General features: G+C 71.1%; 20 protein-coding genes and 1 pseudogene. 9 read left to right on the forward strand and 12 right to left on the reverse strand.

Annotated features, from left to right (window positions below; translation table 11 throughout):
- Positions 1–125: 125 nt before the first annotated feature.
- Genes ACIP4Y_RS03175 through ACIP4Y_RS03185 form a run of 3 tightly spaced genes read right to left on the reverse strand, consistent with a single transcriptional unit; the run spans position 126 to position 3,344 of the window.
- A complete protein-coding gene (locus tag ACIP4Y_RS03175) occupies positions 126–1,523 on the reverse strand; it encodes an FAD-dependent oxidoreductase (RefSeq protein WP_401387049.1) in 1,398 nt (465 codons plus the stop codon).
- A complete protein-coding gene (locus ACIP4Y_RS03180) occupies positions 1,516–2,745 on the reverse strand; it encodes an MAB_1171c family putative transporter (RefSeq protein WP_401387051.1) in 1,230 nt (409 codons plus the stop codon). Before ACIP4Y_RS03180 ends, ACIP4Y_RS03175 begins: the two co-directional genes overlap by 8 nt.
- Entirely contained in the window at positions 2,742–3,344 is a 603-nt protein-coding gene (locus ACIP4Y_RS03185) for a toxin-antitoxin system, toxin component family protein (protein WP_358635350.1), read from the reverse strand. Before ACIP4Y_RS03185 ends, ACIP4Y_RS03180 begins: the two co-directional genes overlap by 4 nt.
- Before the next feature lie 203 nt (positions 3,345–3,547).
- On the opposite strand from ACIP4Y_RS03185, the pseudogene ACIP4Y_RS03190 reads away from it, so the two are divergent.
- The 3 genes and pseudogenes from ACIP4Y_RS03190 to ACIP4Y_RS03200 all read left to right on the forward strand — a co-directional run.
- A pseudogene (locus ACIP4Y_RS03190) lies at positions 3,548–4,051 on the forward strand (ABC transporter substrate-binding protein); the annotation flags it as partial.
- A 91-nt stretch (positions 4,052–4,142) separates the two neighbouring features.
- Positions 4,143–4,574 carry a family 43 glycosylhydrolase gene (locus ACIP4Y_RS03195; RefSeq protein ID WP_401388643.1) on the forward strand — a complete coding sequence of 144 codons (432 nt, stop codon included), beginning with the start codon at positions 4,143–4,145 and terminating at the stop codon, positions 4,572–4,574.
- Between the two features lie 14 nt (positions 4,575–4,588).
- Entirely contained in the window at positions 4,589–6,109 is a 1,521-nt protein-coding gene (locus ACIP4Y_RS03200) for an alpha-N-arabinofuranosidase (RefSeq protein WP_401388646.1), read from the forward strand.
- Here the strand turns inward: ACIP4Y_RS03200 and ACIP4Y_RS03205 are convergent, their stop codons facing one another.
- Positions 6,110–9,064 carry a beta-galactosidase gene (locus tag ACIP4Y_RS03205; RefSeq protein WP_401387054.1) on the reverse strand — a complete coding sequence of 985 codons (2,955 nt, stop codon included), beginning with the start codon at positions 9,062–9,064 and terminating at the stop codon, positions 6,110–6,112. It lies immediately after the preceding gene.
- A gap of 75 nt (positions 9,065–9,139) precedes the next feature.
- On the opposite strand from ACIP4Y_RS03205, the gene ACIP4Y_RS03210 reads away from it, so the two are divergent.
- The 5 genes from ACIP4Y_RS03210 to ACIP4Y_RS03230 all read left to right on the forward strand — a co-directional run bounded on the left by ACIP4Y_RS03210 (position 9,140) and on the right by ACIP4Y_RS03230 (position 13,139).
- A complete protein-coding gene (locus ACIP4Y_RS03210; RefSeq protein WP_030347877.1) occupies positions 9,140–9,598 on the forward strand; it encodes an Rrf2 family transcriptional regulator in 459 nt (152 codons plus the stop codon).
- A 67-nt stretch (positions 9,599–9,665) separates the two neighbouring features.
- Positions 9,666–9,887 (forward strand): hypothetical protein, encoded by a 222-nt coding sequence (locus ACIP4Y_RS03215; protein WP_401387057.1) that lies wholly within the window; start codon positions 9,666–9,668, stop codon positions 9,885–9,887.
- Between the two features lie 171 nt (positions 9,888–10,058).
- Positions 10,059–10,706, forward strand: a complete 648-nt coding sequence (locus tag ACIP4Y_RS03220; RefSeq protein ID WP_401387060.1) for a DUF4360 domain-containing protein — start codon at positions 10,059–10,061, stop codon at positions 10,704–10,706.
- A 361-nt stretch (positions 10,707–11,067) separates the two neighbouring features.
- Positions 11,068–12,792 (forward strand): cytochrome c oxidase subunit I, encoded by a 1,725-nt coding sequence (gene ctaD / locus ACIP4Y_RS03225; protein WP_401387063.1) that lies wholly within the window; start codon positions 11,068–11,070, stop codon positions 12,790–12,792.
- Complete coding sequence (locus tag ACIP4Y_RS03230; protein WP_358635329.1) at positions 12,789–13,139, forward strand: cytochrome C oxidase subunit I; 351 nt, start codon at positions 12,789–12,791, stop codon at positions 13,137–13,139. Before ctaD ends, ACIP4Y_RS03230 begins: the two co-directional genes overlap by 4 nt.
- A 31-nt stretch (positions 13,140–13,170) precedes the next feature.
- Here ACIP4Y_RS03230 and ACIP4Y_RS03235 read toward each other — a convergent pair whose 3' ends face one another.
- The 8 genes from ACIP4Y_RS03235 to ACIP4Y_RS03270 all read right to left on the reverse strand — a co-directional run bounded on the left by ACIP4Y_RS03235 (position 13,171) and on the right by ACIP4Y_RS03270 (position 23,353).
- Entirely contained in the window at positions 13,171–14,820 is a 1,650-nt protein-coding gene (locus ACIP4Y_RS03235; protein WP_401387067.1) for a pyridoxal phosphate-dependent aminotransferase, read from the reverse strand.
- 101 nt (positions 14,821–14,921) lie between these two features.
- Positions 14,922–16,082: an aldose epimerase family protein gene (locus tag ACIP4Y_RS03240; RefSeq protein WP_401387070.1), complete on the reverse strand. Its 1,161-nt coding sequence runs from the start codon at positions 16,080–16,082 to the stop codon at positions 14,922–14,924.
- 26 nt (positions 16,083–16,108) lie between these two features.
- On the reverse strand, positions 16,109–17,353 hold the full coding sequence (gene mmsB, locus ACIP4Y_RS03245; protein ID WP_401387073.1) for a multiple monosaccharide ABC transporter permease: 1,245 nt from the start codon (positions 17,351–17,353) through the stop codon (positions 16,109–16,111).
- Positions 17,350–18,900, reverse strand: a complete 1,551-nt coding sequence (mmsA, locus tag ACIP4Y_RS03250; protein WP_358635321.1) for a multiple monosaccharide ABC transporter ATP-binding protein — start codon at positions 18,898–18,900, stop codon at positions 17,350–17,352. The genes mmsB and mmsA overlap by 4 nt, the downstream gene beginning before the upstream one ends.
- Positions 18,901–18,934: 34 nt before the next feature.
- Entirely contained in the window at positions 18,935–20,044 is a 1,110-nt protein-coding gene (gene chvE / locus ACIP4Y_RS03255) for a multiple monosaccharide ABC transporter substrate-binding protein (protein ID WP_401387077.1), read from the reverse strand.
- A 5-nt stretch (positions 20,045–20,049) separates the two neighbouring features.
- Positions 20,050–21,081: a hypothetical protein gene (locus ACIP4Y_RS03260; protein ID WP_401387080.1), complete on the reverse strand. Its 1,032-nt coding sequence runs from the start codon at positions 21,079–21,081 to the stop codon at positions 20,050–20,052.
- Positions 21,082–21,194: 113 nt separating this feature from the next.
- On the reverse strand, positions 21,195–22,199 hold the full coding sequence (locus ACIP4Y_RS03265) for a zinc-binding dehydrogenase (RefSeq protein ID WP_401387083.1): 1,005 nt from the start codon (positions 22,197–22,199) through the stop codon (positions 21,195–21,197).
- Complete coding sequence (locus ACIP4Y_RS03270) at positions 22,196–23,353, reverse strand: mandelate racemase/muconate lactonizing enzyme family protein (RefSeq protein WP_358635313.1); 1,158 nt, start codon at positions 23,351–23,353, stop codon at positions 22,196–22,198. The genes ACIP4Y_RS03265 and ACIP4Y_RS03270 overlap by 4 nt, the downstream gene beginning before the upstream one ends.
- Positions 23,354–23,553: 200 nt before the next feature.
- On the opposite strand from ACIP4Y_RS03270, the gene ACIP4Y_RS03275 reads away from it, so the two are divergent.
- Entirely contained in the window at positions 23,554–24,456 is a 903-nt protein-coding gene (locus ACIP4Y_RS03275; RefSeq protein WP_401387086.1) for a hypothetical protein, read from the forward strand.
- Positions 24,457–24,646 lie beyond the last annotated feature (190 nt).

The raw sequence follows: 24,646 nt of genomic DNA on the forward strand, positions 1-24,646 counted from the left end.
GGGCGGCACGTCTGCTCAGGGGGCGGTGCATTGTCGCCGACGGTGGGCGCAGTTCCCCAGGGGCGCGGGGAACTGCGCGAGCGACCACCGCGCGCCCGCAGCCGGCGGACCGGGCGAGCCACCTCCTACAAGAGCCCCGCGGCTGTCCGCTCGGCAGAGGTGAGCGGCGGTGCGGTCAGCGGGGGCTTCAGGGGCCCCGCCACCGCCGCCACCACCACACTCGGCGCCAGCAACGCCTCCGCCCCCCGCTCCAGCGCCGTCACGTCGGTGACCCGGCGGGCGATGCGGCCGTTGCCGGTGGCGGTCCGCAGCAGGCGGCCGACGTACGCGGCCAGCACCCGGTCCCGCAGCGTCGGCCCCTGCTCGGTCGCGCCGGGGTAGAAGACGTCCGCCCCGACGGCGAGGTCCCACGCCGCCCGGACGGTCCGCCCGACCGCCTTCTGCGCCTCCCGGGCCAGTCCCCGGCTCCCCAGCCCCCGGCGCCGTACCACGTCCCGCACGGCCGACGCCGACCGCGCGGCCACCGCCATCCCGTGGCCGTACACCGGGTTCAGCGCGCACACCGCGTCGCCGAGGACCACGAAGTTCTCCGGCCACACCGGCATCCGCTCGAAGAAGTGCCGCCGGTTCGCCGTCGACCGCGTGACCGCGACCTCGCCCACCGGCTCCGCGCCCCCGCCCAGCAGCTCCCCGATCAGCGGATGCCGCAGCTCCTTGCGGGCGTACCGCTCGAACTCGGCCGCGTCGGCGGGCGGTTCGTCGCCGCGCCCGCCGAACAGCGTGACGATCCACCGGCCGTCCTCCACCGGCATGAGCACGCCCCCGCGCCCGGATCCCGTGCCCCGGGGATCGGGTTCGATGTTGACGATCGGGAAGCCGGCCCGGGCCGCCTGAGGCGCCCGGTAGAGGCGACTGGCGTACACCAGCCCGGAGTCGACCTCCCGCCGCTCGACGGCGGGCAGCCCCAGCCCGGCCAGCCAGTGCGCGGCCCGCGAGCCGCGCCCGGTCGCGTCCACGACCAGCCCCGCCGTCAGCGCGCGCTCGGTGCCGTCGTGGGCCCGGATCCGCACGCCGGTCACCGCGCCGCCCGTGCCCGTCAGCCCCGTCGCCTCGGCCCCCTCCACCAGCCCGATCCGCCCGTCGGCCAGCACCAGCCGCCGTACCACCCAGTCCAGCAGGTCCCGGCTGGCGGGCAGCATGAACGCGGACTCGGCCCAGCGCCGGTACCAGCCGTACGGGGACAGCGCCACCATGTCCGTCGTCATCGGCACCCGGCTCACCCCGGCCGCGCGCAGCCGCCCGATCGCCCCGGGCAGCAGCTCCTCCAGCGCCCGTGCCCCGCCCGACCACAGCTGGTGCACGTGCCGGGCCTGCGGCAGCCCCTTGCGCGGTACGGGACCGTCGGGCAGGACGTCCCGCTCGACCACGGTCACCCGGGCGCCGCCGTCGGCGAGGGCGCGGGCCACGAGCAGGCCGGCGAGGGAGCCGCCGAGTACGACGGCGGTGGGTCTGTGCTCACTCATGTACGGAAACGCTCTCTGCCGGGGCGGCCGCACGCGCGCGCACCGCCTCGATGTCGTCGGGACGGCGCAGGGCCCGGGAGACGGCCCCGATCTCCTGGAGCAGGTTCGTCGTGTCGGGCCCGTCGGCCGGCTCGGCCGGCTCCGGCGTACGGGCCCTGGTCTCGATCGCGTCGAGGATGCTCACCGCTGCGGCCAGCGCGCGGGCCCGCTCGGGCGGATGGCCGAGGGCGAGCGCGGCGTCGTGGGAGCGCCGGCCGAGGCCGGTGTCGATGTGCCGGGCGAGCGGCAGCAGCACGTCCCGGATGAACGTCTCGCGCCGGGTGAGCCGCAGTTCGGGCGTGGCCCGCAGCACGAACGGCACGCCCTCGCCGCTCACGGTGCGCATCAGCCGGTACAGCGGCCGCAGTTCGCGGTGGGCGAGCCGGACCCGCCAGCGGTCGTGCAGGTACTGGCCGGCGTGCGGCAGGATGAAGCCGACGGCGATGAGGATGGCGGACAGGGCCGCCACGGGCGGGGCCAGATTGGTGCTGAGCCAGTCCAGGTCCTGGCCGAACCAGCGCGCGACCACGGCGATCAGCTTGACCGCGTCGAAGATCAGGTTCAGCACGTAGCCGGCACCCAGCAGTTTCAGGCCCCAGCGCAGCCAGGCGTCCAGGCCCTCGGTGCGCACCCAGTTCCAGATCAGCCGGGAGGTGATCAGGCAGGCCACGGCGTGCGCGACGAGGTAGAGCAGGATCTCCTCGCGCATGAACGGCGTGGTGGCGTAGTAGGTGTCGAGGTCCCGCAGCCGTTCCTCGGGGGCGTCGGCGAGCAGGAACAGCACCCACAGGGCGAGGATCACCCCGGAGTACACCGAGATCACCCAGCGCATCGCCCGGCGGGTGGCGGCCGAGCGGTCGGACAGGCCGTTGCGCCAGGTGATGATGAGCAGCAGGCAGGAGCCGCAGAACGCGGTGATGAGCGAGTAGCACCAGGGCGCCGAGATGTTGGGCACGCCGGTCAGCCGGTTGACTCCGGCGATGGTGGACGGGGTGCAGAACACGAACACCGCGCAGGCCAGCAGCAGCAGTCCGCCGACGGCGCGCAGCAGCGGGTCACGCCACAGCCGGATGATGGTGGGCAGCTTGATCACCAGGGCGGCGGTGAGCACGGCCGTGGGGATCCAGAAGGAGATGTAGAACTCGCTGAGGAATCCCGAGGGGTTCAACGCCAGCAGCGTCACCGCGCCGTTCCTCCACGTCCGCGATAGCCGAGGGAACGCTGGACGGGGTCCAGCGGGGCGGGGCGGGCCCCGCAGAGGTGGCCCCGGAACAGGGTCGCCAGGCGGTGCCCGAAGTCGTCGGCCTCGGCCTCGTCGGTCTCCCGGGAGCCGTTGCGGGCGGCCACGGTGAGGGCCGCCTCCCGCCAGCCGGGCGCGTCGGCGAGGGCCCGGGCGGCGGCGGCCCCGGCGAGATGGTGGTGCCGGTGCCCGGCGTGCAGGTGCCACAGCTCGTGTCCCAGGATGACCAGTTGCTGCACGGCCTCGGCCCGCTCCTCCACGATGACCAGGTCGAAGTCGGCGAACTCGACCCACAGTCCGGTGACTTCGATCTCGTCCGGGAACCGCTCGAAGCGCAGCTCCAGCGGCCGTCCGCCGCGCAGCGCGCTCATCTCCTCGCACAGCGCCCGGCACAACTCGCGCACGCCGTCGGGCGGTTCCGGACGGGCGCGGACGGCGGCGGCGAGGTCGCCGGCCAGGGAGCGCATCGACGAGCCGGGACGGGAGCGCCGCAGCCGTGCGGCCAGGCGTACAGCCTGTGCCCGCGCACCCCCGAAACTCATCTGTCTCCCTTCCCACCGCCGGTTGCGGCAGGTCCGAGCGTACGCGTCCGGACGTGCCCACGTCATGCGATCCGGCGACCGTCGTTCAACCGGGAACCACCTATGAGCCTGTGCCCGACCCATTGACGCGAGAGCGCTTCGAATCTACGGTCCCGTTCGAAGTTGCGAGCGCTATCCGATATGTCGAACGGTGGGGGCAGGGTATGGGACAACCTGGCCTGAATCGCAGGCGACTTCTCGGCGCGGCGGGCGGGCTGGTGACAGCCGCGAGCTCCGGCTTCGCGGCCCTCGGCAGCGGAGCCGACGCGCTCGCCGCCGGCACACGCACCCGCGTCCGCTACTGGAACGTCTTCCAGGGCGGCGACGGCACCAACCAGGTCGCCATGGTCGACGCCTTCCGCACGGGACACCCCGGCATCGCGGTGAAGGACTCCACCCTCACCTGGGGCGGCCCCTACTACACCAAGCTCGCCATGGCCGCGGCCGGCAACCGCGCCCCCGACCTCGCCGTCATGCACCAGGGCCGCATCCCCGGCTTCGCCCCGGGACGCCTCCTCGACCCCTGGGACATCGACCTGCTGGCCGAGTACGGCGTCCGCGAGGCCGACTTCAACCCGGTGCTCTGGAAAGGCGGCATCGTCGACGGCAAGCTCCACGCCCTGCCCCTCGACATCCACGTCCAGCACTGCTTCTACCGCAAGGACGTCCGCGATCGGCGTCGTCACGTCCCCGACCGGCCTGCCCGGCACCTGGACCGACCACGGCAAGGCGTTCGGCTCGTACTGGACCGGCATCCGCATGGTCGAACTGGACCCGGAGACCGGCAAGGCCGTCCCCGGCGCCACGGTCCACCACCTGGCCACCCGCCCGGACGCCCCGTACGCGGTGGAGGGCGCCTCGATCCTCCACCACGGCCGCTACTACTACCTCTTCGCCTCCTACGACGCCTGCTGCGCGGGCGTCGACTCCACCTACAAGATCCGCGTGGGCCGCTCGGCGTCGGTGACGGGCCCGTACACCGACAGCGAGGGCCGCTCGATGCTCGACGGCGGCGGCGACCTCCTCCTGGCGAGCCACGGCCGCTACGTCGGTCCCGGCGGCGAGTCCACGTCCCGCGCCCACGGCAAGACGTGGCTGGCGTACCACTACTACGACGCGAACGACGACGGCATCCCGAAGCTGGGCCTCGACGAGCTCCGGTGGCGCGCGGGTTGGCCGGTTTTCAAGTGACTCGGAAGGATTCCATGAGCAAGAGCACCGCCCGCTTCACCCTCGATCCCGCCTTCACCATCGGTGAAGTCAGCCCCCGCCTCTTCGGCTCCTTCGTGGAACACCTCGGCCGCTGCGTCTACACCGGCGTTTACGAACCGGACCATCCCACGGCAGACGCCGAAGGCCTGCGGACCGACGTGCTCGACCTGGTCCGCGAACTCGGCGTCACCGCCGTCCGCTACCCGGGCGGCAACTTCGTCTCGGGGTACAGGTGGGAGGACTCGGTCGGCCCCCAGGCGGAGCGCCCCCGGCGCCTGGACCTGGCCTGGCACTCCACCGAGACCAACCGGTTCGGCCTCTCCGAGTACATCGCGTTCCTGAGGAAGCTCGGCCCCCAGGCCGAGCCCATGATGGCGGTGAACCTCGGGACGAGAGGCGTGGCCGAGGCCCTCGAACTCCAGGAGTACGCCAACCACCCCGCCGGCACCGCCCTCTCCGACCTGCGCGCCGCCCACGGCGACAAGGAGCCCTTCGGCATCCGGCTCTGGTGCCTCGGCAACGAGATGGACGGCCCCTGGCAGACCGGCCACAAGACGGCCCGGGAGTACGGACGGATCGCCGCCGAGACCGCCCGCGCCATGCGCCAGCAGGACCCCGGCGTGGAACTGGTCGCCTGCGGCTCCTCCAGCCAGGCCATGCCCACCTTCGCCGAGTGGGAGGCGACCGTCCTGCAGGAGACGTACGAGCTGGTCGACTACATCTCGCTGCACGCCTACTACGAGCCCGTCGACGGCGACCTGGACTCCTTCCTCGCCTCGGCGGTCGACATGGAGTCCTTCATCGAGAACGTGGTCGCGACGGCCGACCACGTGGGCGCGCGACTGAAGTCCAAGAAGAAGATCAACCTCTCCTTCGACGAGTGGAACGTCTGGTACCTCTCGAAGTGGGAGGAGTACGCCAGGACCATCGACCAGTCCGACTGGCCCGAGGCGCCCCGCCTGCTGGAGGACAACTACAGCGTCACCGACGCGGTCGTCTTCGGCTCGCTCCTCATCGCGCTGCTCCGGCACGCCGACCGCGTCACCGTCGCCTGCCTCGCCCAGCTCGTCAACGTGATCGCCCCGATCATGACCGAGCCCGGCGGACCGGCCTGGCGGCAGACCACGTTCTTCCCGTTCGCGCAGGCCTCCCGGTACGGCCGGGGCCAGGTGCTGGACGTCCGCGTCGACTCGCCGACGTACGAGACGAAGAAGTACGGCGAGACGGACCTGCTGCACGCCACCGCCGTCCGCGCGGACGACGGCACGGTCACGGTGTTCGCGGTCAACCGCAGCCGCACCGAGCCGCTGCCCCTCGACGTCGCGCTCAACGGCCTGGACTTGACGACCGTCACCGAGCACAGCGCGCTCGCGGACGCCGACCCCGACGCCCGCAACACCCTGACCGACCCCGAACGCGTCACCCCGCACCCGGTCGAGGGCACCGCCCTGACGGACGGCACCCTCACCGCCGTACTGGAGCCGCTGTCCTGGAACGTGATCAGGCTGGCGTGATCAGACCGGCTTGACCGGCACGCCGCCCGTCGCCCTGCCGAGCAGCGTCAGCCGTACCGACCCGGGGCCCGACAGCGTGGTGAACTCCGAGAGGACCGCCAGCGCGAGGGTGTTGGTGCCCCGGGTGCGCAGGATGCCGTTCGGCAGGACGAAGGTGTGCTGCGGGCCGACGTTGTTGATGTACTGGCCCAGGTTCCAGCCGTTGAGGAAGATCTGGGCGCGGTAGGCGCGGTACGGGTCGTCGTCCAGGGTCAGGCCGATCGACGCGTCGACGTCGGCCGGCACCGACAGCCGGAACGTGGTCCGGTACCAGGTCACGCCCTGGTACCGCGCCGCGCGCGGGAAGGTCACCTTCTCCCAGTCCCGGTCCCGGAAGCCGGGCAGGTGCCAGCCCTCCCGCTCGCCGTACAGGCCGCCGTTGTTCATCGGCCCGCGCACCGGGTCGGGAGCGCCCGCGCCCTGGATGCGCCAGCGCACCTTCGGCGAGCCGCCCTTGAAGGTGACCGCCGTCAGTCCGCGCGCCGCCTTGTGGGTGTCGAGCGCCTTGCCGTCCTGGTCGTGCTGCATGCGCCGGACCAGGACCGACAGGACATGCCGGCCGGGGGAGCGCAGCTGCTCGCGCACCGGGAAGACCGCCGTCTCCGCCCAGCTGCCCTTGCGGATGGTCGCCTTCTTGTCCGGTACCGGCATCCGGTGCGTGCCCAGCGGCTCGCCGTCCAGCCAGGCCATCAGCATCCCCTGCGTGCCGGTGCTGTAGGCGAGCGAGACCTTTTCGATGCCGGAGGTGTCGCCGAAGGTCCCCCGGTACCAGACGTCCCCGTAGTGGAAGCCGTAGTCGTCGGCGAAGAGGACCGGCTGGCCGTCCGGGACGGCCGTGGTGCTGTACGAGGTGGTCCGGTCGGCGACCCGCCACGAGGAGTCGTCGAAGCTCGGGCCCGCCTCCGGGTTCTCCGTCCGCATCCGCCAGCCGCCCAGCTCGGGCAGCCGGACCTCGGGCACGTCCGGCAGCATCCCGGTGGTCATCAGGCTGCCGGAGAGGGTGACCCGGGTGGTCAGCCGCTGCCCGTTCCACACCAGGGTGTCGATCCCGCGCGGCCCCCACACCTCCATGCTGGTCCGCTCGGTGATGTCGCCGGTCAGATGCACCGCGGAGCCGCGCACCTCCACGTGCCGCAGCAGTGCCGGGCCGTAGACGAGGAGCGTCCCGGACGGGGTGTCGTAGGGGAAGAGGCGGACGGCGGTGGCGTCGTCGGCGAAGAGCAGCAGCAGCGGGGTGTCGGTGTCGCCCTTCTGCACCAGCACCCGGGTCAGCCCGCCCTGCCCGAGGGGCGCGTTGACATGGAGTTCGCCCCGGTCGTAGGCCCAGCCGGCCTCCTCGTCCAGCCGCTGCACGAACGGCTCGGCCGGGCAGTCCAGCACCAGCTCGGCCATCTGGCCGCGCCGGCCAGCGAACACCGCGATGTCCTGCCGGCCCGCGGTCAGGAACGTCATGGGCGAGGCGGTGGCGTACTTCAGGGTCCGCTTGCCCAGCGGCAGCCCGGTGGTGAGCAGCGTGGCGTCCTTGCCGGGCACGGTGACCGGCAGTGCGCCGGCGTCGGTGGGCAGGTCGGTGGTGACCGGGTCCGTGCCGTCGTTGCGCGCGATGTACACGTGCGTGCCGGTGTCGGGGTTGGTCAGGTGGTAGACCTTCAGCCCCTCGGCGGTCACGTCCGCCGCCCGGTCGAGCTTGGCGAAGTCGGGTACGCGCTGGAGCAGGTGCCCCAGCTGGTGCATGGGCGCGATCTTGTCCGTGACGTTGCGGGCCTCGTCGATGGCGGCGCCGTAGTCGTACGACGTGTAGACGACCGGCGCGGGCAGCCAGCCCCACGAGGTGCCGCCGAAGGTCATGTACACGTTGTGCAGGGTGAGGCCGTTGGCGAGGTTGGTCAGGTAGAACCGGCGCTCGTACGCGGCGTCACGGGTGCGCCGCGACTCGGCGTACCCCTTGCCGTCGAACCAGGCCCCGCCCCACGGATCGAACCAGCCGCCCCCGAACTCGGGGACGAACCCGGGCGTGGCGGGCGAGGCGGTGGCCCCGCCCTTCGCGCCGCCGGGACCGTAGTGTCCCCAGTCCGGCGGGGTCTGCGACGGCGACGGATACCCGTCGAACCCGTACAGCCAGCCGCCCCGCTCGCCGCCGGTGTCGAACGACCCGGGGGTCCAGTACCCGTTGCGCCCCTTGTCGTTGTGGAACAGCGGTACGTCGATCCCGTCGGCCCGCACCTTCCGGTACAGGTGGGCCATGTAGTTCCGGCCGGTGGCCTCCCCGGCATGGGCGTCGTACTCGTTCTCGATCTGGTACAGCAGGACCGTGCCGGTGCCCTGCGTGAACAGGTGCCGGCGGGCGATCCGGTTCACCTGGGTCAGCCACTCGTCGACGTGCGCCAGATACGCCGGGTCGTCGGTGCGGGCCGTGCCCTTCGCCGCCGTCAGCCAGCCCGGGAAGCCGCCGCCGTCCACCTCGGCGTTGATGTACGGGCCGGGCCGCAGGACGACGTACAGCCCGGTCTCGGCGGCCGTCCGCAGGAACAGGTCCAGGTCCCGCACGCCCGTGAAGTCGTACCGGCCGGGCGCGGGGGAGTGGTAGTTCCAGGCCACGTAGACGCTGACGGCGTTGAACCCGTGCGCCCGCATCTTCTGCAGCACGTCCCGCCACAGGGACGGGCTCGGCAGCCGGAACGGGTGCATCTCGCCGGACCACAGCACCAGCCGCCGCCCGTCCACGAGCAGCGAGTAGCGGTCGTACCCGATGGTGTGCCGCCGGCCGTCCGCGCGCGGCGGGGCGGGCGCCGGACCGGTGGGCGCGCTGGCACCCGCATACGCCGAGGGCGCGCCGGGGCCGCCGCTGCCGCCCAGGGCGAGCCCGAGCGCGGCCGAGCCGGCCAGGGCACTGAAGGTACGTCTGCTGAGCGCCAAGGTGGATCCTCCCGGGCGATCTTACGGGGGCGCGGTCCGGCCATTCTCCCCGCGCCCACGCCCCACAATGGACCCATGAGGATCTCGGCACGGGCGGATTACGCGGTACGGGCGGTACTGGAGCTGGCCGTACGGCAGGGTAACGGCCCGGTGAAGGCAGAGGAAATCGCCGCCGTGCAGGACATCCCGCACAAGTTCCTGGAAGGGATCCTCGGCGACCTGCGCCGGGCCGGGATCGTCGACAGCCGGCGCGGCGGGGGCGGTGGCTACCGGCTGGCCCGGACCGCGGCCTCGATCACCGTGGCCGACGTCATCCGGGCGGTCGACGGCCCGATCGTGTCGGTGCGCGGCGAACGCCCGACCGGCCTCTCCTACACCGGCACCGCCCAGCCCCTGCTGCCCCTGTGGATCGCCCTGCGCGCCAATGTGCGCCGCATCCTGGAGGGCGTCACCCTCGCCGACCTCGCGGCGGACGCCCTCCCCGAACCGGTCCGCGCCCTGGCGGCGGAGCCGGCGGCCTGGGAGAACCCGTAGGGGCCGCCGTTCGGCCGGCCGGGGGACGGGAGGTTTCCCCTCGTGGGCCCCGGTCGTTGGTAAGGCCATGATCAAGAAGCTCGCCCGTGTCACCGTCCTGGCCGCCGCACTCCTGGCCGCCGCCCCTGCCGCCGAGGCCGCCCAGCTCCCCACCCCGCACGCCGCGGTCCCCGGCGGGGCCCTCCTGAACGGCATCCTCGGGTCCCTCGAAGTGGGCCATCCCGCCACGTCCCTGCGCACGCTGCTCCCCACGGGCCTCCAGGGCGAGCAAGGCGCCCCGAGGCCGTGAAAAGCCCGGTGTGAATGGCCGGAGTTCGCTCTGCCGGGGCCGGGTGGGGCTCCCTACGCTACCCACGCCTCCCTCTCCCCTTCACAGATGACGCACACCTTCTTCAAAGGTGAACGCTCTGGAAGGGGCCGGCGGGAGGCGTAACCCCCCACCCGACAACCGGGAGAGACCATGGCTGGTGGACTCCTCATGAGCGGCGCAGTGGCCGCTCTCCTCACCACCGCACTGCCCGCGCACGCCTCGTCCCCGTTCGACGACCCGCCCCCGGACAAGATCGTCATCGACGTCGCCACGGTGAACGGCTCGGGCTGTCCGGCCGGCACGGCCGCCGTCGCGGTGTCGCCGGACAACACCGCCTTCACGGTGACCTACAGCGCCTACCTGGCCCAGGCCGGCGGCAACTCCGACCCCACGGCCTTCCGCAAGAACTGCCAGCTCAACCTGGTGGTCCACGTCCCGCAGGGCTTCACCTACGCGATAGCCAGCGCCGACTACCGGGGTTTCGCCTCGCTCCAGCGGGGTGCCACGGCCACGCAGAAGGCGTCGTACTACTTCCAGGGCTCGTCGACCACCGTGCCCAAGACGCACCCCTTCGGCGGCCCCTACAACGACGACTGGCAGGCCACCGACTCCACCGACTGGGCCCAGCTGGTCTGGGCGCCCTGCGGGGTCCTGCGCAACTTCAACATCAACACCGAGCTGCGCGTCAACGCCGGCACCGCGAGCCCCGACAAGGTCAGCTTCATGACCATGGACTCGACGGACGGTGACATCAGCACGGTGTACCACATGGCGTGGAAGCAGTGCCCGAACTCCTAGCCGGCGACGGAGGGGACGCGGACGCGTCCCCTCCCCGTCAAGGTGCCGGTGCCACAAAAGAGTTCGTGTGAGAACCACTACTACGACGGCAACGGCGGCGGCACCCCGAAGCTCGGCGTCAACCTGCTCAACTGGTCGACGGGCTGGCCGGTGGCGTACTGAGCGAGGGAATCAGGACCCCGGGCGCCCCCCGGCGCGCCGGACGGTCCGTCCCCCGCGCTGCTCCGAACGTGTGCATCCGTCATCCGAACGGCTGCGCCTCGGCCGCTCAGGATGCCCGCGCCGCCTTCGCGCGGCCAGGATGGCGGATGACCGACGCCATCGCGTGGGCGGTCGGCGAGCATCGGGAGACGGACGACTTGTGAGCATCCTGAACGAACCCCAGGGCGGTGCAGCCGCAGCCGAGGACTCGTACGAGAACGAGCTGCCGCTCCGGCGCAAACAGCCCGGCAATGTCGTGGTGAGGTGGCTGACGACCACCGACCACAAGACGATCGGCACGCTCTATCTGGCGACGTCGTTCGCGTTCTTCCTGGTCGGCGGAGTGATGGCCCTGATCATCCGGGCCGAACTGGCCCGGCCGGGCGTGCAGCTGATCTCCAACGAGCAGTACAACCAGATGTTCACGATGCACGGCACGATCATGCTGCTGATGTTCGCGACGCCGCTGTTCGCCGGCTTCACCAACTGGATCATGCCGCTGCAGATCGGCGCGCCCGACGTGGCGTTCCCGCGGCTGAACATGTTCGCCTACTGGCTGTACCTCTTCGGCTCGCTCATCGCGGTCGGCGGCTTCCTCACCGGGAACGGCGCGGCCGACTTCGGCTGGTTCGCGTACACCCCGCTGTCCAGCCTGACCCGGACCCCCGGGCTCGGCGGCGACCTGTGGGTCATGGGCCTGGCGTTCTCCGGCTTCGGCACCATCCTCGGCGCCGTCAACTTCATCACCACGATCATCTGCATGCGCGCGCCCGGCATGACCATGTTCCGCATGCCGATCTTCGTGTGGAACGTGCTGCTGACCGCCGTACTGGTCCTGCTCGCCTTCCCGGTCCTCGCGGCCGCGCTGTTCGCCCTGGAGGCGGACCGCAAGTTCGGTGCCCATGTGTACGACCCGGCCAACGGCGGCTCGCTGCTGTGGCAGCACCTCTTCTGGTTCTTCGGCCACCCCGAGGTGTACATCATCGCCCTGCCGTTCTTCGGGATCGTCACCGAGGTGATCCCGGTCTTCGCCCGCAAGCCGATCTTCGGCTACATGGGTCTGGTCGCCGCGACCATCGCGATCGCGGGGCTGTCCGCGACCGTGTGGGCGCACCACATGTACCCCACCCAGGGGGCACTGCTGCCGTTCTTCTCCTTCATGACGTTCCTGATCGCGGTGCCGACCGGGGTGAAGTTCTTCAACTGGATCGGCACCATGTGGAAGGGCTCGCTGTCCTTCGAGACACCGATGCTGTGGGCCTCCGGCTTCCTCGTCACCTTCCTCTTCGGCGGTCTGACCGGGGTCATCCTGGCCTCGCCGCCGCTCGACTTCCACGTGACCGACTCGTACTTCGTGGTGGCGCACTTCCACTACGTGGTCTTCGGCACGGTCGTCTTCGCGATGTTCGCCGGCTTCCACTTCTGGTGGCCCAAGTTCACGGGCAAGATGCTGGACGAGCGCCTCGGCAAGATCACCTTCTGGACGCTGTTCGTCGGCTTCCACGGCACCTTCCTGGTCCAGCACTGGCTGGGTGCCGAGGGCATGCCGCGCCGGTACGTCGACTACCTCGCCGCCGACGGCTTCACCGCGCTGAACACGGTCTCGAGCATCAGCTCCTTCCTGCTCGGCCTGTCCATGCTGCCGTTCCTCTACAACGTGTGGAAGACGGCCAAGTACGGCAAGCCGGTCGGCGTGGACGACCCGTGGGGCTACGGCCGCTCGCTGGAGTGGGCGACGTCCTGCCCGCCGCCGCGGCACAACTTCGTCACCCTGCCGCGGATCCGCAGCGAGTCCCCGGCGTTCGACCTGCACCACCCGGACATCGCGATGCGGGAGCAAGAGGCTCAGGCGCTCCCGGTGACGAACGAACGGGGCCGCGGGTGAGCGGTCTGCCCAAGCAGGGGGCAGGCGCCGGCGGGGACCTCGGCAACGAGGTGGAGGGCTACCTGCTGTGGCAGGCCCGGGTCGCGGAGGCGGAGCGGCGCGCCCGGGAGTTCACCGGTCCGCTGGAATGGCTGACGACGGCACAGCGGGAGCAGATCGAGCAGCGGTACGTCGCCGACAGCCTGCAGCGGGCCAGGGGTGACCTCGAACGGGTCGCGGCCCGGTGTGTGTCGCTGCGCGCGGAGTACGAGCAGCGCTACCGGGAGCTGCGGCGGCGCTGCGTGGGCATCGTCCTGGCGGTGTGCGCCGGCTGCACCACCCTCGCCACCCTGCTGCTCATCCTCTGACGTCCACCACCCGACTCGATCGGCGGGAAGGTCAGCCGGCTGCCTGGCCCGTCCCCGCCGCGTTCGGCCAGCTCTGGGCGTTGGGCCAGCCCGTCGCGGGGGCCGGGGTCAGGCCCGCGGCAGGCGCTGGTGCCGTCATCCCGCGCACCTGGGCCGCGGTGAGCCCGCCCCGGGCCGGAACCCCGGGGGGAGTGGGGGCGACGGCGGCGGCCGGCGGCGCGGCCGGGGTGGCCGGGGCGGGCATGGGCGTCGGCGCCGGGACCGGGGTGAACGCCGGCTGCGGGGCCGGAGCGGGCAGGGGCGCGGGCGTCGGCGTCGGCACGGGCGTGAACGTGGGCTGTGGGGCCGGGGTGGGTGTCGGCTGGGCTGCCGCCGGCATCGGCATCCCGCCGCCGGCCGGCGTGACGGCGGCGGGGAGCGGCATGCCGGTGCCGGCGGCCGGAGCGGGGCCGGCCGCGGTGAGCCGCATCCCGGCCCCGTTGGTCTCGCTGACCAGCCGGTCGACGGCCGCCGTACCCGAGCTGTAGCTGGTCCCGGTGCCCAGCTCGGGTACGGCGGCTCCCCTCCCGGACCCGTAGAGCACCTGCTCCAGGCCGGACACCAGGCGACGCACGTCGACCTGGGGGCGCACCACGAGCCGCAGGAAGCGGCTGGAGGATCCGATCTTGTTGCCGCACTCGCGGACCAGGATCCGGTGCTCGGTGAGCATCCGGTCCCGCACCACCGTGCCCTCGGCGCCCACGGGCAGGCGCACGAAGAGGAAGTTCCCCTGGGAGGGGTAGACGGTGAGGCCGGGGAGCGCGGAGAGGTGGCTGGCCATCTCCAGCCGGTCGCGGCGGACCTGCTGCAGGCTCTGCGCGTACTCGGCCCCGTGCTCCTTCAGCATGAACACCACGTGCTCGGCGAAGGAGTTGAGGTTCCACTTCGGCAGCATCGAACGCACCTTGCCGGCGAGCGCCGGATTGGCGACGAGGTAGCCGAAGCGGATCCCGTGCAGGCCGAAGTTCTTGCCGAGGCTGCGCAGCACGATCACGTTGGGGCGGAGCATGGCCTCCTGGACGACGCTGGGCTCGGCCTCCGCGTCGGCGAACTCCAGGAACGACTCGTCGACCACGACGAGGTCCAGGTCCGCCATGGCGTCCATGAACTGCACGACCTGCTGCCGGCGCAGAAAGCCGCCGTCGGGGTTGTTCGGGTTGCAGACCACGGCGACCCGGGTGCCCCGGGTGCGGATGAACTCGGCGTACTGGGAGAGGTCCAGGGCGAAGCCGTTCGCCTCCTGGAGCGGGAACATGTCGACCCGCTTGCCCGTCTCCATCGGCTGGTCGGTCCAGCGGCCGAACGTGGGGACCGGAACGGCCAGGGACTCACGGACCAGGAGGTGGTCGATCCAGGTGATCAGCTCCGTGGAGCCGTTGCCCATCGCCACGCACTGCGGCGGCAGTTGGAGCAGCGAGCACAGCTCACCGGTGATGGTGTCGGCGCTGCTCGGGTAGTACGTGACGATCTCACGCAGCCGGCCCGCCATCTCCTCGAACATGGCGGGCGTCGGGAAGTACGGATTGCAGGGGATGCAGAAGTCCACCGGGCCGGTCGCGTCGCCGCCCTCCCGCGTCAGCGCCGCCATGGAGGGGCTGTGCGCGGCGGTGCCGCGGAACAACGAGGTGACGTTGCCGGCCAAGGGGACCTCCGTTCGGGGTGGCCCGTGCGGGGGAGCACGGGCCACCCTTCGATACGGAGGACACGCTGGTGGCGTTCAACTCACCCGGCGTGTGAGCCGCTTCACTGCCCGAAGGTGTGGATGGTCGTCGTCCGGTACGTCTGCCCCGGCCTGAGCACCGTCGACGGGAAGTTCGCGTGGTTCGGCGAGTCCGGGAAGTGCTGCGTCTCCAGGCACAGGGCGTCGCCCTGCCGGTAGGTGCGGCCACCGGTTCCGGTGAGCGTCCCGTCGAGGAAGTTGCCGGAGTAGAACTGCAGGCCCGGCTGGTCGCTGGCGATCTTCAGGGTGCGGCCGGAGCGCGGGTCGCGCAGGGTCGCGACGTGCTCGGGCTTCGCCGTGATCCCCTTGTCCAGGACCCAGTTGTGGTCGTAGCCCTTGGCCTGCACCTGCTGTTCGTGGCCCGCCCGGATGTCCCGGCCGATCGGCTTGGCGTGCCGGAAGTCGAACGGGGTGCCCGCGACCTTGGCCAGCTCACCGGTGGGGATCAGACCCGTGTCGGTGGGGGTGTAGCGGGACGCGGCGATCGAGAGCTCGTGGTCCTCGATCGTGCCGCTGCCCTCGCCGGCCAGGTTCCAGTAGACGTGACTGGTGAGGTTGACGATGGTGGCCTTGTCGGTGGTGGCCGCGTAGTCGATGCGCCAGTCACCGTGCCGGGTGAGGGTGTACGTCACCTTCGTCCGCAGCGTGCCCGGGTAGCCCATCTCGCCGTCGACGCTCGTGTAGTGCAGGTGCAGCCCGACGTCCGAGCCCTTGGTGAACGGCTCGACGTGCCACACGTGCTTGTCGAAGCCCTTGGCCCCGCCGTGCAGGCTGTTCACGCCGTCGTTCACGGAGAGCTGGTACGCCTTGCCGTCCAGCGTGAACTGCCCCTTGCCGATGCGGTTGCCGTACCGGCCGATCAGGGCGCCGAAGTACGGGCTCTTCGCCACGTAGTCGGCGAGGTTGTCGAAGCCGGCCACGACGTTGGCGTGCCGGCCGTGCCGGTCGGGGATCTCCAGGGTCTGGACGATGCCGCCGTAGGAGAGCACCTTCAGCCGGGTGCCGCCGTTCTCCAGCGACCACCGGTACACCTTGGTGCCGTCGGCGAGGGTGCCGAAGAGTTCCTTCACCGGCTTGCGGCCTTTCGAACCGGTGGCGGCCTGGGCGCTGCCCGTGCCGAGGGTGGTGGCGGCCAGGCCCGCCGCCGCTGCTCCTGCTATGACCGTGCGTCTGTTCAGTTCCATGGTGCGGCTCCGTGTTTTCTGGGCGCTTACGAACCGGACTTGCGCTTGTTCCACACGTCGAACCCGACCGCCACCAGCAGGGCGAGGCCCTTGATGACCTGCTGCCAGTCGGTGCCGACGCTGAGGAGGTTCATGCCGTTGTTCAGCACGCCGAGGACGAGACCGCCGATGATGGCGCCGAGGACGGTGCCGACACCGCCGCTCATGGAAGCGCCGCCGATGAACGAGGAGGCGATCGCCTCCAGTTCGAAGTTGACGCCCGCCTTCGGCGAGGCCGCGTTCAGCCGGGCGGCGACCACCATGCCCGCCAGGGCCGCGAGCACGCCCATGTTCAGGAAGACGTAGAAGGTGACCTTCTTGTCCTTCACGCCGGACAGCTTGGCCGCCGGCAGGTTGCCGCCGATCGCGTAGATGTGCCGGCCGAAGACCGCGTTGCGCATGATGTAGCCGTAGCCGACGACCAGCGCGCCGAGGATGATCAGCACGATCGGGGCGCCCTTGTAGCTGGCGAGCAGCAGGGTGAGCACGAGGATCGCGGCGACCAGGGCGGTCAGCTTCAGCAGGAACAGCCGGGTCGGCACGACGTCCAGGGAGAACTCCTGCTGGCGGCGGCGGTCCCGGAACTCCTGCCAGACCACGGCCGCGATCAGGACGAGCCCGAGCAGCAGGGTGAGGTTGTGGTAGTTGGTGTGCGGGCCGGCCTCGGGCAGGAAGCCGTTGCCGAGCTTCTGCAGACCGTCGGGGAAGGGGCCGAGGGTCTGGCCCTTGAGGAGGATCTCGGTGAGGCCGCGGAAGAGCAGCATCCCGGCGAGGGTGACGATGAACGACGGGATGCCGAGATAGGCGATCAGATAGCCCTGGACCGAGCCGGCGACCGCGCCGACCACCAGGCACAGCACCAGCGCGACGGGCCAGGCCACCCCGTGCTGCACGGTCAGCACGGCCGCGAAGGCGCCGACGAACGCCGTGAGCGAGCCGACCGACAGGTCGATGTGCCCGGCGATGATCACCAGCATCATGCCGATCGCGAGGATCAGGATGTAGCTGTTCTGCAGCACCAGGTTGGAGACGTTGCGCGGCAGCAGCAGGTCCCCGTCGGTCCATATCGCGAAGAGGACCACGATCAGACCGAGCGCGATCAGCATGCCGTACTGGCGCATGTTGCGGCGCAGTCCGGCCAGCACCAGGCCGAGCAGCCCCCCGTCGGCAGCCGGTCCGCTCTTGCCCGGCGGCGCGGGGGCCGGGCTCTTGGCGGTCACATCCGTGCTCATCGCGTTACCTCTTTGTCCTTCGTCATATGGCGCATCAGCACTTCCTGCGTGGCCTCGGCCCGCGGCACCTCGCCGGTCAGCCGCCCGGCGGCCATCGTGTAGATGCGGTCGCACATGCCGAGCAGCTCGGGCAGCTCGGAGGAGATGAAGACGACCGCCTTCCCCTGGGCGGCGAGCTGGTCGATGACCGTGTAGATCTCGTACTTGGCGCCCACGTCGATGCCGCGGGTCGGTTCGTCGAGGATCAGCACGTCCGGACCGGCGAAGATCCACTTGCTGAGGACGACCTTCTGCTGGTTGCCGCCGGAGAGCTTGCCCACCGGCTCGAACACCGTGGGCGCCTTGATGTTCATGGACTTCCGGAAGCCCTCGGCGACCTGCCGCTCCTCGTGCTCGTCCACCACACCCCGCTTGGCGACCTTGTCCAGCGCGGTCAGCGAGATGTTCCGGTTGATGGTGTCGATGAGGTTCAGGCCGTAGTGCTTGCGGTCCTCGGTGACGTACGCGATGCCGTGCCCGATGGCCTGCGGGACCGTCTTCGTCCGGATCTCCGTGCCGTCCTTCAGGACCGTGCCGCCCGCGTACCGGCCGTACGTCCGCCCGAAGACGCTCATCGCGAGTTCGGTGCGGCCCGCGCCCATCAGGCCCGCGATGCCCACGATCTCCCCGCGGCGCACGGTCAGCGACACGTCGTCCACGACCTTGCGCTGCTGGTCGATCGGGTGGAACACGGTCCAGCCGCGGATCTCCAGCGCCGGTGCCGCGCCCTCCTCCGGCTGGTGCGGGCTGCGCTCGGGGAAGCGGTGGTCGAGGTCGCGGCCGACCATGCCGGCGATGATCCGCTCCTCGGTCGTCCCCGGCGCCTTCACATCGAGGGTCTCGATGGACCGGCCGTCCCGGATGATCGTCACCGAGTCGGCGACCTTGCGGATCTCGTTGAGCTTGTGGGAGATGATGATCGAGGTGATGCCCTGGTTCTTCAGCTCCAGGATCAAGTCGAGGAGCTTGTCGCTGTCCTCGTCGTTCAGGGCCGCCGTCGGCTCGTCCAGGATCAGCAGCTTCACCTGCTTGGACAGCGCCTTGGCGATCTCCACCAGCTGCTGCTTGCCCACGCCGATGTCGGCGACCCGGGTCTCCGGGTGCTCGTCCAGACCGACCCGGCGCAGCAGTTCGGTGGCGTGGCGCAGGGTCTCGCGCCAGTTGATGAGTCCGCGCGTGGCGTGCTCGTTGCCGAGGAAGAGGTTCTCGGCGATGGACAGGTGCGGCACCAGGGCCAGCTCCTGGTGGATGATCACGATGCCGTGCTGCTCGCTCGCCCGGATGTCCCGGAACTGGCAGACCTCTCCCTCGAAGAGGACGTCCCCCTCGTAACTGCCGTGCGGGTGGACGCCGGACAGCACCTTCATGAGGGTGGACTTGCCGGCGCCGTTCTCCCCGCAGATGGCGTGGACCTCGCCCTGCCGGACGGTCAGCGTGACGTCCGACAGCGCTTTGACACCGGGAAAGGTCTTGACGATCGAGCGCATTTCCAGGACGGGTCCCGCCATGGTCGTGCCTTTCAATCCGTAGGAAAAGGGCGTGTTACTTGAGATCGGCCTCGGTGTAGTAACCGCCGTCGACCAGCACCTGCTTGTAGTTGCTCTTGTCGACGCTCACCGGCTGCAGCAGGTAGGCGGGCACGACCTTGGTGCCGTTGTCGTACGTCTTGGTGTCGTTGACCTGGGGCTTCTTGCCCTTCAGGGAGTCGTCCATCATCGTGGCGGCGACCTCGGCCAGCTTGCGGAGGTCCTTGTAGACGGTCTGCGTCTGCTGACCGGCGATGATCGACTTCACCGAGGCCAGCTCGGCGTCCTGGCCGGTGATGACCGGCAGCGCCTTGCTGCCCGAGCCGTAGCCGTCCGACTTCAGCGCGGACAGGATGCCGATGGAGATGCCGTCGTACGGCGACAGGACCGCGTCGACCCGGCCGCTCTTGTAGGCGGAGGTGAGGAGGTCCTCCATGCGCTTCTGCGCGGTGGTGCCGTCCCAGCGCAGGGTGGTGACCTGGTTGAGCTTGGTCTGCCCGGACTTGACGACGAGCTGCTTCTTGTCGATGTAGGGCTGGAGCACCTTCATCGCGCCGCCGAAGAAGTACTTCGTGTTGTTGTCGTCGTTGGAACCGGCGAACAGCTCGATGTTGAAGGGGCCCTTCTTGCCCTTGCTCAGGCCGAGCTTGTCCACGATGTACTGGCCCTGGAGCGTGCCGACCTTCTCGTTGTCGAACGAGGCGTAGTAGTCGACGTTCTTGGTGCCGAGGATCAGCCGGTCGTAGGAGATGACCGGGATGTTCGCGTCCGCGGCCTCCTGGAGGACGTTGTTCAGCGACTTGTTGTCGATCGCCGCGACGATCAGGCCCTTCACGCCCTGCGTGATGAGGTTCTCGATCTGCGAGACCTGGGTGTCGGGGTCGTCCTCGCCGTAGACCAGCTTGGTCTTGTAGCCCTTGGCCTCGAGGTCCTTGACGACGTTCTTGCCGTCGGAGATCCAGCGCTCGGAGGACTTCGTCGGCATGGCGATGCCGATGGTGGCGCCCTTGACGTCGCCCGACTTCTGCTTGCTGCCGCCCTCGCTGTTCTGGCCGCAGGCGGTCAGGGTGAGGGCGAGCGAGGCGGCTCCGGCTATCGCGGCGAGTGCGGCTCTGCGGTTGCGCATGGGGATCAGTCCTTGTCGTTCTCGTCGTTGAGAGGAGCGGAGGTGAGGGGAGCGGAGGTGAGGGGAGCGGATGCTTCGACGGGGAAGCGGTTGAGGGTTCCGGGCAGCCGGGAGCCGAGCGGCGCCATGTCGCCGTCCGCGCCGTGCCGGGCGAGCAGGTCCAGGGCGAGCCGGCCGCGCCGCACCCGCTCCCGGGCGGTGTCCAGGGTGACGTCTCTGAGGTGGGTGCCCCACGGGTAGATGCCGGGCGCCTTGGACAGGCCGAACTTCAGGTAGAGCGGTGCGCCGCGCCGGATCAGCTCGGCGACCTCGTACATCCGGACGTAGCCGCCGAGGTCGTCGGGGGCCTCGATGTACATGTCCATCGGGGCGCCGGACACCCGGCGGATCTCCGTGAGGTGGTCCAGCGTCAGATCGCTGGGCACGTTGACGGAGTCGGCGCCGAGCCGCTCGTAGACGGCGTACGAGGCCGGGTTGACGGGGCCGATGAGCGCCGAGACCTTCAGCGTGGTGTCGGCCGGGATGATGCCGGTCCGGCGGGCCCGGTGCAGGGTCCACAGCACGCCCTCGTCGGCGACGAGCAGGCACTTGACGCCCAGCTCGGTGGCCCGGACGGCGTCCTCGACGCAGCCGGCGACCGCGTCGTGGCCCCGGGCGCGCAGTCCGGCCCCCCGCGAGTCGGACCGCACCGAGCCGCCGATGTCCCAGGTGCCGCGCGGGCCGGTGAACAGGCAGAGCTCGATGTCGCGTTCACCGGTGGCCTCGACCATCTCGGTGATCTCGGCGTCGGTGAGCATCCACACGCCGCTGCCCTGACTGATCCGGTGGATCGGCACATCGAGGCGCGACGCCTCCTTGAGGACGACCGCCAGCGCTTCGGGACCCTCGCACGAGGGGATCTCGGTGCGCCAGCGACCGCCGCCCGGGAAGGTGTGGGCGGAGGCGTCGGCGGGGTCGAGGGCGGGCGCGGCCAGGCCGAGTGCGGCGAGCACCTGCTCGCCGGGCCTGCGGGCTGCCGGAGCGGAAGCGTCGGTCACAAGCTGTCCTTCGTGTTCGATATATCGGACAAGGTTCGCGGCTCTCGGTACGAAAAAGCGCTGGGTGTACGCCGGTCAGGGCGCCGTCAGGTCGCGCCCTGACCGGCGTACGGTCAGGGGCGGAGCAGCACCTTGCCCACCTTCGGATCACCGGCCCCCACCAGCTCGATGGCCTGCGGGAACTCGGTCAGCGGCAACTCGTGCGTGACCAGCGGCAACGGGGCCAGCAGCCCGGCGCCGAACACCCGCACGGCGTGCGCCCAGGCGTCCGGCGGCGCCCCGAAGACGGTGTGCACCTCCAGCTGCCGCACGACGAGATCGGTCGGGTCGAGCCCGTCCGCGCCCGCCGCCGGGATCCCGGTGAGGACCAGCCGCCCGCCGCGCCGCAGCAGCGAGGCGGCGGTGCGCGCGGCGGACGCCGAACCGGCGGTCTCGATCACCACGTCGAAGTCGTCGGGCAGCGGCTGGTCCTTCAACCGGAAGTCGCTCGCCCCGAACTGCCGGGACAGCACCTCGCGGTCGCCCCGCGTGCCCACCACGAGCAGCTCCACCGGCGAGACCGCCGTCAGGAACTGCACCGCGAACATGCCCAGCGTGCCCGTGCCGACCACCGCGACCCGCTCGCCCGGCTGGGCGTTCGCCTTCAGCGCGGCGGCGGCGATGCAGGCGGCCGGCTCCAGCAGCGCGGCGGCGGTCAGGTCGGCGTCGTCCGGCAGGACGTGCAGCAGCCGGGCGGGCAGGGTGAGCGTGGCCGCCATGGCGCCGGGCTGGGTGAACCCGGTCTCCTCGTACCCGGCCGTGCACAGCGTGGTCTCGCCCGCGTGACACCGGTCGCAGACCTGGCAGTTGCGGAAGCCCTCGCCGACCACCTTGCGGCCGACGAGCGAGCCGGGCACCCCGGCCCCCACCGCCCGCACGGTCCCGGACCACTCGTGCCCGGGCGTGAGCGGATACCGCACGTACCCTTCGGGCCGGTTGCCCTGGTACACCTCGCGGTCGCTGCCGCAGATGCCGACCGCGTGCACCGCGACCAGCGCCTCGCCGGGACCGGGCTCGCGCGGCGTGTGGGTCTCGACCCGGTGCACGCCCGGCGCCTCGATCAGGACCTGGGAACTCACTTGGTGGCCTTCGGCTTGCGCTGCTCCCAGCCCTCGGCCCACAGGTCGAACCGGGCCTGCTGCTGCGGGAACTCGGCCGCCGCGTCGACGTCCAGCTCGACACCGAGACCGGGCGCGTCGGAGAGGTGGAAGTAGCCGTCCACGACCTGCGGCGCGCCCTTGACCACCTTCTTGATCTCCGCGTCCGCGAAGTCGTTGAAGTGCTCCAGGATCTTGAAGTTCGGGGAGGTGAACCCGACCTGGAGGGAGGCGGCGGTGAGCACGGACCCGCCCACGTTGTGCGGAGCGACCAGCATGTAGTGGGTCTCGGCGGTGGCGGCCAGCTTCCGGGTCTCCCAGATGCCGCCGATGTGGCCGACGTCCGGCTGGATGATGTCCACGGACTGGCTGTCGAACAGCTCGCGGAACTCGATCCGGTCGTGGATCCGCTCACCGGTGGCGACCGGGATGTCGACCTTGGCGGCGACCTTCTCCAGCGCCTTCAGGTTCTCCGGCGGCACCGGCTCCTCCAGCCAGGCCGGCTTGAAGGGGGCCATCTCCTTGGCCAGCCGGACGGCGGTGGCGGGGGAGAACCGGCCGTGCATCTCCAGCATCAGCTCGGCCTCCGGGCCGATGGCGTCCCGCACGGCCTCGATGAGCGAGACCGCGTACAGGGTCTGCTCGTGGTCCAGCTCGAAGTGCCCGGTGCCGAACGGGTCGATCTTCAGCGCCTTGTACCCGCGCTCCATGACCCCCTGTGCGGCCTTGTGGTACGCCTCCGGCGTCCGCTCGGTCGTGTACCACCCGTTGGCGTACGCCTTGACCTTGTCGGTCACCTTCCCGCCGAGCAGCTGCCACACCGGCACGCCAAGCGCCTTGCCCTTGATGTCCCAGCACGCCATCTCGACGACCGCGATGCCGGACATGACGATCTCGCCGGCGCGGCCGTAGTCGCCGTACTTCATGCGGCGCACCAGGTCCTCGACAGCGAACGGGTCGGATCCGAGAATGTGGTTGGCCTCGGCCTCCCGCAGATAGCCGATCAGCGCGTCGGTGTGCCCGAGCATCCGGGTCTCGCCGACTCCCGTGATGCCCTCGTCGGTGTGCACCTGAACGTAGGTCAGGTTGCGCCACGGCGTGCCGACCACGTGCGTGCTGATTCCGGTGATGCGCACGACAGTTGCCCCTCAGCTGTTCGAGATTTCGTCACACGTTCGAAATGCTGGCGTGACAGTAAGGATGGTCCGGCAGGAGTGTCAATGGGTCGAACAGGTAACGGTTTCGGCAAGGCTTTCGAGAACTCTTTCGACCTCGCACGAAACCTTCACAGTCCCGCCTGGAACGGGGACCGCGCGGACCTTAGTCTTCCCGCGTCATGGACTACTGCCCCCCGTGCCAACGGCACCTCAACGGCGCCCTGGCCTGCCCCGGGTGCGGAACGCCGGCCGGCCGCCTCCCCGTCACCACGGCCGCGGCGACCGCGCACCCGCACGCGTACGAGCACGGGTACGCGCAGCCACCGACGGCGTACGGCAACCCGTACGACGCACCCTACGACCCGCTCGGCGCACCCGAGGCTCCCGACCGGCCCGACCACTGGCAGGAGACCGGCGAGGCCGGCCATGCCGACGGTCATGCCGACGAGTACACGGACGAACACGCGGGGGAGCACGCGGGGGAGCACACGGGCGAGTACGCCGACCGCGAGACCGCCGAGGAGGCCGCGCCCGGCGGCCGGCGGGCCGCCCGGGCCGGGGGGAGCCGGCGGGACCGCAAGGCCGCCGTGCACCGCCGTCGCCGTCGCCGCACCGTGTTGATCGCGGCCGGGTTCGTGCTCGCGGCCGGCGGACTGAGCCTCGCCGAACTCGGCACGGACGCGCCCTTCTCGCCGTTCTCCAGCGACCCCCCGGCCCCCGCCGGGGACACCACGGCGGACGGTGGCGCCGCCTCCACCGCGCCGGACCGCACCGCGGACCCGATCGACGCCACCTCCGGCACCTCTCCGAGCGCGGGCGACTCCGCCTCCCCGGACGCCTCGGCCTCCGCGTCCCCCTCGAAGTCCGCAAAGGACAAGGATTCCGCTTCCCCCTCCGCCGAGGACACCGGCGAGGCCCGTGAGCCGGCCACCACGGGCTCCGGTACGGCCGCGACCACCCCCGCCAGCCCGGCCGCCAGCGCGCCCGCCGGCACCCCCACCGCGGCGCCCACGACCGCCGCCCCCACCCCCGCGCCCTCGCCCACCAAGACCTGCGACCGCTTTCTGTGGTGGTGCACCTGAGCGCACCCGCGGCGCGCCCGGCGCACCCCGCGCCGACCCCTCCCATCCGCCATCCGGGGCATCCGTGACACCCACCGGCCCGCACGGGGGTTGAGTCGAACGGGCACGTCCCGCCGTACCGATCCCGGGAACGCCCGAGATCGCCAGGGCGTTGCGCCGACGGGGAGCAGCGAGCAGCGGATCGGTCGAG

Source organism: Streptomyces sp. NPDC088810, assembly GCF_044750305.1.
Lineage (GTDB): Bacteria > Actinomycetota > Actinomycetes > Streptomycetales > Streptomycetaceae > Streptomyces.

Coding starts and splice junctions, on each gene's coding strand:
- ACIP4Y_RS03200 (WP_401388646.1), top strand. CDS start 4,589: ATGAGCAAGAGCACCGCCCGCTTCACCCTCGATCCCGCCTTCACCATC.
- ACIP4Y_RS03215 (WP_401387057.1), top strand. CDS start 9,666: ATGATCAAGAAGCTCGCCCGTGTCACCGTCCTGGCCGCCGCACTCCTG.
- ACIP4Y_RS03210 (WP_030347877.1), top strand. CDS start 9,140: ATGAGGATCTCGGCACGGGCGGATTACGCGGTACGGGCGGTACTGGAG.
- chvE (WP_401387077.1), bottom strand. CDS start 20,044: ATGCGCAACCGCAGAGCCGCACTCGCCGCGATAGCCGGAGCCGCCTCG.
- ACIP4Y_RS03195 (WP_401388643.1), top strand. CDS start 4,143: ATGGTCGAACTGGACCCGGAGACCGGCAAGGCCGTCCCCGGCGCCACG.
- mmsB (WP_401387073.1), bottom strand. CDS start 17,353: ATGAGCACGGATGTGACCGCCAAGAGCCCGGCCCCCGCGCCGCCGGGC.
- ACIP4Y_RS03185 (WP_358635350.1), bottom strand. CDS start 3,344: ATGAGTTTCGGGGGTGCGCGGGCACAGGCTGTACGCCTGGCCGCACGG.
- ACIP4Y_RS03275 (WP_401387086.1), top strand. CDS start 23,554: ATGGACTACTGCCCCCCGTGCCAACGGCACCTCAACGGCGCCCTGGCC.
- ACIP4Y_RS03175 (WP_401387049.1), bottom strand. CDS start 1,523: ATGAGTGAGCACAGACCCACCGCCGTCGTACTCGGCGGCTCCCTCGCC.
- ACIP4Y_RS03240 (WP_401387070.1), bottom strand. CDS start 16,082: ATGGAACTGAACAGACGCACGGTCATAGCAGGAGCAGCGGCGGCGGGC.
- ACIP4Y_RS03220 (WP_401387060.1), top strand. CDS start 10,059: ATGGCTGGTGGACTCCTCATGAGCGGCGCAGTGGCCGCTCTCCTCACC.
- mmsA (WP_358635321.1), bottom strand. CDS start 18,900: ATGGCGGGACCCGTCCTGGAAATGCGCTCGATCGTCAAGACCTTTCCC.